Origin of the sequence: Roseovarius autotrophicus (genome assembly GCF_018069895.1) — a bacterium.
Classification (GTDB): domain Bacteria; phylum Pseudomonadota; class Alphaproteobacteria; order Rhodobacterales; family Rhodobacteraceae; genus Roseovarius; species Roseovarius autotrophicus.
Genome location: NZ_JAGQDH010000007.1, coordinates 143632 through 157150, shown reverse-complemented (window position 1 = coordinate 157150; position 13519 = coordinate 143632). Strand labels below are relative to the sequence as shown.

The window sequence follows — 13519 nt, the reverse complement described above, 5'->3', positions numbered from 1 at the left end:
ATCTCCATACCGGCCCGCGGCACGTTAAAAGCCGCACAGAGAGGCCTGACACATGACCGCACTCGATCACATGCTCAGAAAGTCAAAATTTTCCTTGCACAACGGGAGGCATCCACACATGGCTTCCGGCAGGTGGCCCGCCAGAGTTGCCGCGAGTCGAAACCGGAGGATGAGTGCATGAGCGAAGTGCGGCTCACGTTGGAAGAGGACGGGCCATCTGCGGATGCGACGCCTGTTTCCTACGCAATCCTCGATCAGTCTCTGTGGCTGCGGTTTCAGCAGGCCGAGACGCTGCACGAATTCCTGGAGACCTGGCTGGCGCTTGTGACACGGCAGGTGGACGGGCTGTCGAGCGGTCTGCTGCTGGTTGGCGAAGTGCCTGACGTGGGGCCGTTTCAGGCGGTCGCGCACTGGCCCGCAGGCAGCAGCGAGGCACCGCAGGATCTGGCCGATGCGGCCGGTCGCGCGGTTCAGGAGCGCAGCAGCATCGTTCTGGGCGAAGCGACAGAGCGGCGTGTGCTGGCGCATCCGCTGGTGGTGACAGGCCGTCTGTTCGGGGCCCTGGCCGTCAGCGCCCCGCCGAAGGCTGCGGCCACTCCGGTGCTGTTTCGCCGCCTGCAATGGGCCGCTGGCTGGATCGAGGTGCTTTTGCGCCGCGAGCAGGAAGCCAAGGATGCCGAGTTGCGCGAACGGGTGACCGTTGCCTTTGACATGCTGGCCAGCCTTCTGGAGCATCCGCGTTTCGAGGAAGCCGCCGCAGCGCTGGTCACGGAGCTTGCGCGCAGACTTGACTGTGAGAGCGTCAGTCTGGGTTTTCTGGGTCGTCGCGGGGTGCGGGTCCGCAAGGTATCCAACGCCGCCAGTTTTGGCCGCCGCAGCAGCCTGATCCGCGAGGTCGGCAGGGCGATGGACGAGGCCGTGGACCAGGAGGCGGTGATCCTCTGGCCGGTGCCCGGGGACTGGGAGTTCCGCGTCACCCGTGCCCATGAGCATCTCGCCCGGTCGCATGACGTTGGCGCCGTGCTGACCATTCCGCTGATGGCAGAGGACCGCATCGTTGGTGCTCTGACATTCGAGCGACGCGAGGGAGCGCCGTTTTCCGCCCAGGACGTCGAGGTCTGCGATGCCGTCGCCGCCGTGGCCGGACCCATCCTGGAGGATCGCCGCCGGCTCAGCCGCTGGCTGCCGGTCAAGGTTCTCGCCAGTTTGCGCGAACAGTTGGTGATGCTCTTCGGGCCGACGCATTTTGGGGCGAAGCTGGCAACCGTGAGCGTGGCGGCGGTGGCGGCGGTATTGTGGTATGGCTCCGTGGAGTATGCCGTCAGCGCACCCGCGCGATTGGAGGGAACCGTGCAGCGCAGCATCGTTGCTCCGTTCAACGGTTATCTCGCCGCGCAGAACGCCCGCGCCGGCGATCTGGTGGCCGAGGGAGAGATCATCGCGGTGCTGGACGAGAAGGATCTCTCGCTGGAACACCTGCGGCTTGCCACCGCGCGTCAGCAGCGCATGCGCGAACTGGACCGCACCATCGCCGACCGCCAGATGGCCGAGGCCAACATCATTCGCGCCCAGCTCGATCAGATCGAGGCACAGATTGCGCTGGTGGACGAGCAACTGTCGCGCACCCGCATCCGCGCGCCATTCGACGGCTATATTGTCGAAGGCGACCTGAGCCAGCAGGTCGGTGCCTCCATCGAGCGGGGGCAGACGATGTTCCGCCTCGCCCCGCTCAATGCCTTTCGTGTGGTGCTCGAGATCGACGAGCGCGACATCGACGAAGTCGCGCCCGGTCAGCGTGGCAGCCTCCGGCTGGCGGCATTTCCCGAAACCGCGCTGGACTATGCGGTCACGACCGTCACGCCGATGGCCCGGCAGGGCGAGGGGCGCAACTATTTCCGCGTCGAGGCCAGCCTCGAGGGCGATCTGGAGCGGCTGCGCCCCGGAATGGAGGGGGTCGGCCGCACCGCCATCGAGGCGCGCAGGCTTGGCTGGGTGATGTTCCACGATCTGGCCGACTGGTTCCGGCTTCAGGCCTGGCGGTGGTTGCCATGAGGATCGGTGGACGATGACCGGGCGCAACTGGACCAGCTCTTCGTGGTATCGGGTCTCGGCTTACCGGCCGAGGTTGCGCAGCCACGCCCGCATCCACCGCCACCTCTATCGCGGCAAGATATGGTTTGTGCTGCAGGACCGCGTCTCGGGACGGTTCCACCGCTTCACCCCAGAGGCGTATCGGCTGATTGCGATGATGGACGGCGCGCGGACGCTGGATGACATCTGGCAACTCGCCGTAGGCCAGTTCGACATCGACGCGGTGACCCAGGATGAACTCGTACGGCTGGTTGGTCAGCTTTATTCGGCGGATGTTCTGGCGGGCGATGTCCCGCCCGACATCATGGAGATGTCGGAGCGTGGCCGACGCGCCGCGCGGCAACAGATCGTGCGGTCGGTGCTGAACCCGCTGGCGCTGCGGCTGCCGCTGTTTGATCCGGACGACTTTCTGACCGCGACCATGCCGATGGTTCGCCCGCTCTTTTCCTGGTTCGGCTGGTCGGTTTTCTTCGGCGTTCTGGCCTATGGTCTGGTGCTGGCCGCGACGCATTGGGGTCCGCTGACCGAGAATGTCACCGACCGGGTTCTGTCGGGCGAGAACCTTGTCCTGCTGCTGGTTGCCTATCCCCTGATCAAGGCCTTGCACGAACTGGGCCATGCCTATGCCATAAAGCGCTGGGGCGGATCGGTGAACGAGATCGGGGTGATGTTCCTCGTGCTTATGCCGGTGCCTTACGTGAACGCCTCGGACAGTATTGCCTTTTCCTCCAAGTGGCGGCGGGCCCTGGTGGGGGGCGCGGGCATTCTGGTCGAACTCTTCTGCGCGGCCATTGCCATGATCGTCTGGGCCGGCGCCGAAGAGGGGCTGGTGCGGGCCTTTGCCTTCAACGTGATGCTGATCGGAGGGGTCTCGACGCTGTTTTTCAATGGTAACCCGCTGTTGCGGTTCGATGGTTATTACGTCCTGTGCGACATTGCCGAGATCCCCAACCTGGCGCAGCGGGCCAACCGCTATCTTGGCTATCTGGTGCAGCGATACGGTTTCGGAATGCCCTGGGTCGAGAACCCGGTCACCGCGCGTGGCGAAGCACCATGGCTGTTTGTCTATGCCATTGCCGCCTACCTGTACCGGCTGTTCATCACCGCCGCGATCGTGTCTCTGGTGGCGACGCGGTTCTTCGTGGTGGGGCTTTTGCTGGCGATCTGGGCGGTGTTCCTGATGATCGTGCTGCCGATGCTAAAGGGGGTATGGTTCCTGCTGACGTCTCCTGTGCTGCGGCGCCACAGGGGGCGGGCCTTTGCGGTGACGGGCACGGTGCTGGCGCTTGTGCTGGGCGTGCTCCTCGCCTGGCCGGTGCCGCACAACACCCTGGCGCAGGGGATCGTGCTGCCCGAAGCGGACGCCTATGCCAATGCGGGCGCCGAGGGCGAAATCGTCGCGCTGCATGTCGTGCCGGGCCAGCAGGTGCGGGCGGGCGATCCGCTGCTGAGCATCGAGGATCCGCTGATCCGGGCGCGGCGCGGGGTTCTGGTGGCACAACTTGCCGAGATCGAGCGCAGGCTTGCCGCCGCGCGCCCGTCGGAACAGACCACATTGCGCATCTTCGAGGATGAGCTTGCCGCCATGCGCGCGGATCTTGCGCTCACGGACGAGCGTATCGCCCAACAGATCCTGCGTGCACCAGTGGACGGACAGGTGATCCTGCCAGTCGCCTCTGATCTGGTCGGGCGTCATGTGCGCCGGGGCGATCTTTTGGCGATGGTGGTCCCGTTCCAGGATCCGTTGCTGCGCGTGGTTGTGCAGGCTGACGCGGTAGAGCTTGTGCGCGGGCGCACTCTCGGGCTGGAGGTCAGGTTTGCCCGTGATCCGGGCGTTGCGCATCCGGCGCGCGTGCTGCGCGCGGCACCGGCGTTGTCGCGGACGCTGCCATCGCTTGCGCTGGCGACAGAAGGGGGTGGGCGCATCACCCTCGATCCGTCGCAGCCGCGCGAACGACTGCAGGCTATCGAAGGTGTCTATCAGATCGACCTCGCGCTTGAAGGCGCCTTTCCCGTTGCGGTCTATGGCGACCGCGTGCATGTGCGCTTTGCCCATGGCGAGGCGCCGCTGGCCGACCGACTTTACCGCGCTGCGGCGCGTGTATTCCTGAAATACTTTGTAACCCGTGAAACCGTGGCATAACCGGATCACAGACCCGGCGCCACCTGCATTGAGAAAGGATCGATATCATGGCTACGCAACTTCTTTTCTACGAACGGGCAACCCCGGTGACGGCCAAGGCGCATGGCGATGTGAGCGTGCGTTCCAGCGTCGGCTATGGCTTTTCCCGCAAGGTCAATTCGGTGCCGCTGACAGCGGTCGAGTTCGCCGCCGCAGCAGCGCATTACCCGATCGTTTTCGCCGGTGCCGAGGACCGCGTCATGCCTGCGGTGATCCTGGGCGCGCGCAGCAACGAGAATTTTTTCGTCGATGAGGCCGGAAAGTGGCGTGCGGGAACCTATGTGCCCGCCTTCGTGCGGCGTTACCCTTTCGTGTTCTCGACCGATCGCGACGGGCGCAACTTCATCCTCAACATTGATGAGACCTATGAGGGCGTGAACCGTGACGGTCGTGGCGAAAGGCTGTTCGACAGCGACGGCAACCAGACGGTGTATCTTCAGAACATCCTGCGTTTTCTCCAGGAATATCAGGGTCAGTTCCGGCGCACCGAGGCGTATTGCAAGCGTCTGAAGGACCTCGACCTGTTGCAGCCGATGCAGGCGCAGTTCTCTCTGCCCGACGGCGAGCGGCGCTCGCTTTCTGGCTTCATGGCGCTGGACCGCGAGAAGCTGAAGGCCATCAAGGACGCGGATCTGCGCGCCATGTTCGATACCGACGAACTGGAATGCACCTTCCTGCACTTGTTTTCGATGCGGCATTTCCAGAACATGGTGGAGCATCTGGCGACACCCGCCCCCGAGGCCGCCGCTGACGCAGACGCCGGCGCGAGCCCGGCGCAAGAGCCCGCCGATACCTGAGCCGCGCTGGCCCGGCCATGAGCGATACCAGCCCCATATGCGCCGGGTTCGCCCCGCCGCCCGTTCGCTACTATGCCGAGCGGCGCGACCGCGATCCCGGTTGGCTGGACGAGGCGGGGCAGGCATTGCTGGGCCGTGCCGCGCGACTGGTTGCGCGCGGTGCGGTGCCCTTGTCCGACCGGCTGGAGTTGCTGGCTATCCTGCGCCAGTCGCAACGCCTGGCCGGTCTGGACGAGGCCGCGTTTGACGAGGAGATCGCGCAGGCCCGCACGCGCCTGCGCCGCGAAGGGTTGGGGCGCGGAACGATCCGGCTGGGTCTTGCGCTGGCGGCCGAGACCGGGTTCCGCTGTCTCGGTTTTCGCCCGCGCAAGGTGCAGATCCGCGGTGCGCTGGCGCTGCTGCGCTGCCGTCTTGTGGAGATGGACACAGGCGAGGGCAAGACGCTGACCGCCGCACTTGCTGCCTCGGTGGCGGGTATGGCCGGGGTCCCCACCCATGTCATCACCGTCAACAGTTACCTGGCCGAACGCGATGCCGTGACGCTCGGGCCGATCTATGCGCGGCTCGGTCTTTCGACCGGCATGATCCTCGAAGATGCTGGCCCGGACGCGCGCCGCCATGCCTATCGCTGCGACATCACCTATGGCTCGAACTCGGACATGGCGTTCGACTACCTGCGCGACCGGTTGCGTTTTGGTCCAGAGGGGCCGCGCGGCCTTCGCCAGCGGCTGCGCCGCGTGACCGAGCCGCCCGACGCGCGCGACGAGCCGGTGATGCGCGGGCTTCATTTCGCCATCGTGGACGAGGCCGACAGCGTTCTGGTTGACGAGGCGCGCACACCGCTGATCATCTCGCGCCAGAGCGACCCCGAGGAGGAAGCCGCCTGGGCCACCGTCGCGCTCGATATTGCCCGGCGTCTGACAGGTGGCAGCGATTATCGCATCATCGGTGACGAGCGCCGGGTGGAACTGACCAAGGCTGGCCGCGAAACCGTCGCGCGCCTTGCGGCCGGGCGCGACGGCATCTGGCAAAGCCCGATCCGACGCGGCGAAGTGGTTCACCAGGCGTTGACGGCGCTGATGATCTTCAAACGTGGCGAGCATTACCTCGTCAATGACGGCAAGGTGCAGATCGTGGACGAATACACTGGCCGATTGCAGCCCGACCGGTCATGGTCTGACGGCATGCACCAGCTGGTAGAGGCCAAGGAAGGCGTCGAGATCACCGGCCAGAACCTTGCCATGGCGCGGATGACCTACCAGCGCTTCTTTCGCCGCTATCTGCGACTGTCAGGGATGACCGGAACAGCCCGCGAGGTCGCGGACGAGTTGATCATCGTCTATGGGCTCGTGACCGAACGGGTGCCGCCGCATCGCCCCTCGCGGTTGCGTTATCGTTTTCCTCGGGTCTTTCGCACCGAGGCCGCGAAGTGGCAGGCAGTCGTGGCCGAGGCGCAGGCCGAGGTCGCGCACGGGCGTCCGGTGCTGATAGGCACCCGGTCGGTGGCCGCCTCGCAGGCGGTATCCGCGGCCTTGACGGTGACAGATGTGCCGCACCGTGTGCTCAATGCCGAGACGCACGCCGAGAGCGCCGCCATCATTGCCGAGGCCGGGATTGCCGGTCGCGTGACGGTGGCCACGAACATGGCCGGGCGCGGGGTGGACATCGCATTGGGGGCAGGGGTGGCCGAGGCCGGTGGCCTGCACATCATCCGCACCGAGCGCCACGACTCGGGACGCATAGACCGCCAGCTTGCCGGACGTGCCGGCCGACGCGGCGAGCCCGGTTCGGTTTCGACCCTGCTGTCGTTGGAGGATCCCTTGCTCGACCTGATCCAGGCGCCGGTCACCCGGTTTTGTGCGCGGCTGCCGCTGATCGGGCTGGGGCCGCGCCTTCGCCTTTTCGACCTGGCGCAGGCCCGGGCCGAGCGTAGCCACGCCCGCGCCCGCAAGGATCTGGTGCGGCAGGATCGCCGCCTCAATCAGTTGATGGCATTTACCGGAGGACTGGAATGACCTGCAGGATATCCGTCATTGCCGTGGCGCTGGTCGCCATGGGCCTTTCCGCAGGGAAAGGCGGGGCGCAGGAATTCGACTGCATCATGGACCCGGCCGAGGTAATAGAGTTGGGCAGTGCCGCGACCGGGCTTCTCGATGTGGTTACGGTCGAGCGCGGCGACACGGTGCGCGCGGGGCAGGTGGTCGCGCGCCTGAATGCGCAGATCGAGGAAACCACGGTGGAGCTGTTGCGCATCCGCGCCGGTTCGGTCGCGGTGATCGAGGCGCAGCGTGAGCAACTGAAGATGATTTCTCGACGCCACGATCGGGTTGTGAAGCTGCGCGACCGCGGGGTGGCTACCGAGGAGGCACTGGATCAGGTCGAGGCAGAGGTTATCGCGGCCCGGAGCAATCTTTTGCAGGCCGAACTGAACCTGGATATCGCCCGAATGGAATTGGCCCGTGCCGAGGTCGTTCTGGCACAGCGTAGCATTCGCAGCCCCGTCGATGGCATCGTGCGCGACCGCGTGCGCACCGCAGGCGAATTCGTCGGCAGCGACGATCATATCCTCACGCTCGTGCGGCTCGATCCGCTGCGGGTGGAAGCGTTTCTGCCTGTCGGCCTGTTTGGTTCGGTTGTGCCCGGCGATCAGGCAATCGTGCGCCCGGTGACACCGTTGCAGGGCGAGTATGTCGCCACGGTCAGGTCGATCGACCGCGTGTTCGATGCCGCTTCGGCAACATTCGCGGTGCTGTTGGATCTGCCAAACCCCGACGGCGCATTGCCCGCCGGTCATCGCTGTCGGCTGTTTCTGGGCGAGGGCTGAGACGGCAGGCCCCCGGCGTTGCCCACTTCACAAAGGAATCACCTTTTCGTGAACGACGATTTGCAGTATACTCCGGTTAATTTTAAGCTCGCGTTCTCGCCTTTTCGGTTCTGTTGGGCCATGGAATTTTCATAGTGGCGTCAGGACATAGCCGTTTGTGTTCGGGGCCGGTCGAGCCTTCTCGCGGGGGGCTGCCATGTCTTTTCCTTTTGGACGGAACTCATTCGAGGCCGATGCCTCGGCGTTGATACCGGCAGATGCGGGCGAGGCATCGCGGCGTCCCAGGTGGTTCGCGGGTGAGACACCACACCGTTTCCTCAACCGTCTGAAGGCCGTTCGCAGCGGCCGGGTCCCGGTTCATGTCGCCGCCGTGCGGATCGAGGCGCTGGAACCGCGCTACCTTCTCTCGGCCGATATCATTCCGATGGCCGATCTGGACGGGGACGGGGCCTCTTGGACGCTGCGCTATGACGCCGTGGCCGAGGCATTTCGTATCTACGACGACGAGACCGGCGAACTGGTCGATGAGCGCGCGCGGGCCGATGTCAGCGAACTGCGGATCCAGGGCACCGGGGGCAATGACCGCCTGACACTGGATGTGGCGGGCGATTTCCCCGCAGGCGTGGATATCCTTTTTGATGGTGGCGCAGGCAGCGACACCCTCGTCGCGCGCGACGACGCCACCTGGGTTATCGACGGGCCGGACCAGGGCGCGCTGCAAGGGCTGCGCTTTGTCTCGGTCGAGAATCTGCAAGGTGCCGAGGATACCGACGATCTCTTTATCGTCGAGCAGGGGGGATCGCTTTCGGGCGGGCTGGACGGCGGCGACGGCGGCTGGGACGTGATGGAGGTGCGCGGCGCCTACACGAGTTTCGGCTACACCGCCACCGGGGCGCAATCCGGCTGGGTCGAGATGGACGGGGCGCGCGTCGTCTTTGACGGCCTGGAACCGGTCAGCTTTTCCGGCGCTGCCAACGATGTGACGGTCACATTGTCGGACCAGTCGGATGACGCGGTGATCAGCCAGTCGGGCAGTGATGTGACCATCGCGGGCCTGACCTTCGAGGACGCCACGATCAGCCTGCCGGTTGCCTCCATCACCGTGAACATGGGCGGTGACCAGGGGATATTTCCGAACCTTGACGATTTCATCGACGATGTGGATTTCGACATTCTCGGGCTGAGCCCGACCCGGTTCGCGCAGGGCGATATCCTGACGGTGCAGGGGGTGGTCGATCTGGGCGGTGCCGCCTTTGCCGTGAATGGCGAGGCCGGTCTGGACAAGGTGGTGTTCGCGGCAGGCAGCTCGCTGACCGCCGGTGCCATAACCATCAACGCCGAGCAGATTGTGGTCGAGGCGGGCGCGTCGGTAACGGGCAGTTCAGTCAGTTTCGAGGCTGTGGGCAGTGATAACGGACTGATCCCGATCGAGTTGACAGAGGGGCTCTACCTCGCTGCGCCCTATGCCGCGGTCGAGGTGATGGGCAACGTCAGCGCCTCTGACGGCGACATTGCCATCGCCGCGCGGACGGAGTCCTCGTTGGCTCCGTCGCAGGCCCAGGTGGGCAGCATCGGCGGTGCCGTGATCGTCGGGCTGCCGCGCGCGCTGGTGATGCTGGGCACCAAGGGGGACGGGGCCCCAGCCGGCGTGCTGAACGCCTCGGGCAATGTGGATATCGATACGGCGGTGATGGTGACGGTCACGGCCGAGGATGCCGCGGATGATACCAAGACGGATGCGGCGCAGGACGCCGCCATTGCCGTGACAACGTTGATCACCCGATCCGTCATCGGCATCCACGGCGCCAGCACCATCGATGCCGGCGGCGAGGTTACGGTGGATGCGGTGACGACGCTGGTCGTCGAGAATATCGCCGACGGCGGTGAGGGCGGGGCAGGGGCCACGCTGGCAGTGTCGGTCATCGTGGCCGAAACCGGGGTAACGCTGGGTGACGCCGCCAGCATCGGTGGCACCACCGCGCCCGACTCGGTTGCCCTGAGCGCGGCTGCCACGAGCGATATCACGACCAAGGCAACCTCTACCAAGGGCGGCGCGCAGGAAGGCACGGGCAATGAATCGCAGGCCCGTCTGGCCGATCCCAACAAGGATGGCGACACCTCGGATCGCGTCGCGACCGAAACGGGCAATGTGACCTTTGCCGGCGCGGTCGCGGTCTCGGTCCATGTGCCGACCACGCAGGTGCTGGTGGACACGTCGGGCGGGATCAAGACGCAGGCCGATGGGTCGGTTGTGCTGACCGCCACTCAGGTGGACAGGATCGACACCTCGGCCAGCGGCGAGAACAGTGACTCGGATGCCACCGGCGTGGCGATCGCCGTGGGCGTTGGCGTGGTCGAGGCGGATGTGCGCGCATTGCTGGGCGGCAGCACCGTCTATAACACCGGCAGCGTGACAGCCACGGCCACGCTGGAGGCCTCGGGCGGCTACAGTGTGACGGCGGTGTCTGGCGCGACGAATGCTTCCGAAAACAGCATCGCCGGGAGTGTCGCCATCCATGTCGTCCTCACGGATGTGGCGGCGCTGGTGCTGGATGGCGCGACGCTTGCGCTCAACGGCGCCAACCTGACCCTCTCGGCCAGCAGCACCACAGAGGTGGTCACCTCGGCCACACCGACCGAAACCGGCGGAAGCGGGGGCACCGGCATCGGCGTCGGAGCCTCGGTCGCGCTCTATGTGGGGGCGCATACCGCAGAGGCGGCGCTGCAAGGCAACGCGCTGGGCAATGGCACGGATGCGGGGCTGGGTTCGCTGTCGCTTTCGGCCACGGGGCTGCATGCCGACGCCACCACCGCCAATGGCGGTGCGGCCGGTGGGGGCACCACCGTGGGCGGCGGTGTGGCCATTGCCGTGGTGGACAACGCCACCCTCGCCGACCTGGGCGAGTCCGGGACGCTGGAGGCTGGCGGCGACATCTCCGCATCGGCCATCCATTCGGGCATCAGCACGATCCTGTCCGATGGCACCGCACTGGGTGGCTCGACCGCAGTGGGCGCGGCGCTGGCGCTTGCCTTCGTGGACAACCGTGCGTCCTCGACATCGCGGCGCAACGTGACCGCGGGCGGTCGGCTGTCGCTCGAAGCCGAGTCGGGCGGCAAGTCGTCGGCCACGGCCAAGGCTTCGGCCAAGGGGACCGAGACCGACAAGGAAAGCGCCAACACCGCCGACCAGCAACGCGATCAGCAGGTGGCCTTTGCCGATGGCCGCAGTTCGAAGGATCTGGGTGGCACATCGCAGGGCTCTGCCTCCACTTCGGACGGGGATATCGGCGTGGGCGCGGCTTTGGCGCTGAATGTCGCGTCGAACACGGCTCATGCAACGGTCGCAAGCGGCACCCTGCGCGCGGCCGACGTGACGCTGGTCAGCCGCGTCGAAATGGACGCGGCCACCAGCGCCGATGCCTCGGCCACGGCGACGGGAGGTGGCACGCAGATCGGCGCCGCCGTGGCGCTGACCATCGCGACGTTGGACAACAGCGCCTCGGTCGCGCCGGCGGCGTCGGTGATCCTGACGGGCAGCGGTGGGTTGAGCGTGCTGGCCGGACGTATCGGCGACGCGGTGAACGATTTCGGCGCAGCAGCGACCTCGGGCGCCTCGGGTGGCGACACGGGCATTGCCGGCGCCTTTGCGTTGCTGGTGCTGGATGCCGACACGCGCGCCGGGCTGGACGGCAGCGTGGAGGCCAACAACGGCGATGTCACGCTGACAGCCTCCGAAACCAGCGTCGATACGGTCAGCGCCACGGCCACGCAGAGCGGCGGTGCCTCGACGGGGGTTGGCGCCTCGGTGGCGATTTCGGTGGCCGAGCACCTGACCGTCGCGGAACTCGCCAATGGCGCGGCATTGACGGGCGCCTTCAGCTTTGTCGCCATGGCCGAGGGCGCGCAGACCGCCACCACCACAGCCGAGTCGGGCGCCGCATCCACAGGCACCAGCGTGGGCGGGTCGCTTGCCATCGACGTGCATGACCGTTCTGCGCTTGCGCGTATCGGCACTGGCGGGTTGCTTACGCTGGGCGGCACGGTCAGCCTTTCGGCGACGCAGTCGGGCGCAAGCCATGCCCGTGCCAAGGGCGATGCCACGGGCAATACCGCCGTGGGCGTGTCGCTGGCGCTGTCCTTCGTGGATGACGCCGCCGAGGCCGATCTGGACCGTGACCTCGTTGCCGAAACCTTGTCCATGAGCGCAACGGGCAGCGGCGCATCCAAGGCCGAGGCCATCGCCTCGGCTGCCGGAACCAGCAAGGCGAACGAGGCCGGAAAGGGCAACGATACGGCAGACAAGCAGGTTGCCGGCGCTGTCGGGACGGCCAGCTCGAAGTCGGGCAAGTCCCTCGATCCGGCAGCGGGCGGCAAGGACACCGCTGCCGGTGACGGCAACGGCGGTTCGGTCGCGGTGGGCGCGGCGGTGGCGCTGAACGTCGCCGCGGTGGGGGCGACGGCGGTGCTGGAAAACCGCACCGTGAGTGCCGATGTCACGCTCGAAGCGCGCGCCGACATGGATGCCGAGGCCATTGCCGACGGATCGGCCTCCACCGCCACGGAAAGCGAGGCCGACAGCGGCGACAGGGTGGGCATTGCCGTGGCGATCAACGTTGCCACGCTGGACAATCGCGCTGAAATCCTGGGCGGGACAATCAACGGCGCGGTCAGCGCCCGGGCGCTCATGGCAACAGGCGGGGATCAAACCCATGTGATCGGTGCCAGGGCGACCTCGGGTGCCTCGGGTGGCGATAACCTGGGCATCGCGGGCTCTTTTGCCTTGTTGATCGCCGAGACCGATACGCGCGCGGCCGTGGCAGGCACGGTCAACGCCGACGAAGGCGATGTCACGCTGGAGGCGGCGGCGACGCAGACCACGGTCGTGGAGGCCACGGCCAGCACCAAGGCGGGTTCGACCGGGGTGGGGGCCTCCATCGCCATTGGCGTGTCGAACATGCAGGTGGAGGCGGTCATCGCGGATGGCGTCGCCGTCAACGCTGCCCGGGATGTGACCCTTTCCGCGACGGGCAGTGGCGAAAACACCCTGCTAGGCCGCGGTGGTGCCGAGGCGAAAGCCGGAGGCACCGCCGTGGGCGGTGCCGTCGTCGTGGGGGTGATCGAACAGACCACGCTTGCGCGAATCGGCACCGGCGGCACGCTGCTCGCCACCGGGGCGCTGTCGCTTGACGCAGACCACCACGGCAAGACGACCACCACCGCCGAAGGAAATGCCAGCGGCAGCACCGCCGTGGGGGCCTCGATTGCCGTCGGTTTTGTCGAGGATACCGCCCGTGTCGCGGTCGCGCGCAGCCTTCAGGCCGCCAGCGTTACGCTGAGCGCGGTTGGTGATGGTGCCTCAGCCACCGCGGCGACCGCATCGGCCAAGGGCGCCGCTGATGACGGCAGCAAGGCCAACGACCAGAAATCCGCGGCCACCAATCTTGGCAATGCGAAGGCCGCAGGCACGGGTACCGGCTCCAAGGGCACCTCCTCTTCGGCCTCGCAGAATGGCAGCGATGTGAGCGTCGCCGCGGCGCTGGCCGTCAACGTTTCGTCCTCCGTTGCCGAGGCGGTGTTGTCGGGCGCCACCGTCACGGCAACTTCTGGCAACGTGGTGTTGCGCAC

At 66.5% G+C, this 13519-nt stretch carries 6 protein-coding genes (1 of these 6 cut by a window edge); all 6 read left to right on the top strand.

The genetic code is table 11. The features are described from left to right. Positions 1-177: 177 nt before the first annotated feature. Positions 178-2052 (top strand): GAF domain-containing protein, encoded by a 1875-nt coding sequence (locus KAK09_RS10240; RefSeq protein ID WP_210878837.1) that lies wholly within the window; start codon positions 178-180, stop codon positions 2050-2052. A 13-nt stretch (positions 2053-2065) separates the two neighbouring features. After that, positions 2066-4234: a biotin/lipoyl-binding protein gene (locus tag KAK09_RS10235; protein ID WP_210878836.1), complete on the top strand. Its 2169-nt coding sequence runs from the start codon at positions 2066-2068 to the stop codon at positions 4232-4234. A gap of 47 nt (positions 4235-4281) precedes the next feature. Next, the gene (locus tag KAK09_RS10230; RefSeq protein WP_210878835.1) at positions 4282-5070 is read left to right on the top strand and encodes a SapC family protein; all 789 of its coding nucleotides are present in this window, start codon (positions 4282-4284) and stop codon (positions 5068-5070) included. 17 nt (positions 5071-5087) lie between these two features. Then, complete coding sequence (locus tag KAK09_RS10225) at positions 5088-7085, top strand: preprotein translocase subunit SecA (RefSeq protein ID WP_210878834.1); 1998 nt, start codon at positions 5088-5090, stop codon at positions 7083-7085. Then, the gene (locus KAK09_RS10220; protein WP_210878833.1) at positions 7082-7894 is read left to right on the top strand and encodes an efflux RND transporter periplasmic adaptor subunit; all 813 of its coding nucleotides are present in this window, start codon (positions 7082-7084) and stop codon (positions 7892-7894) included. The genes KAK09_RS10225 and KAK09_RS10220 overlap by 4 nt, the downstream gene beginning before the upstream one ends. A gap of 196 nt (positions 7895-8090) precedes the next feature. Further along, on the top strand, positions 8091-13519 hold the 5' end (the start) of the coding sequence (locus tag KAK09_RS10215; protein ID WP_210878832.1) for an LEPR-XLL domain-containing protein. It continues 23416 nt past the right edge of the window; only the first 5429 of its 28845 coding nucleotides appear in the window; its start codon is at positions 8091-8093; its stop codon lies off the right edge, out of view.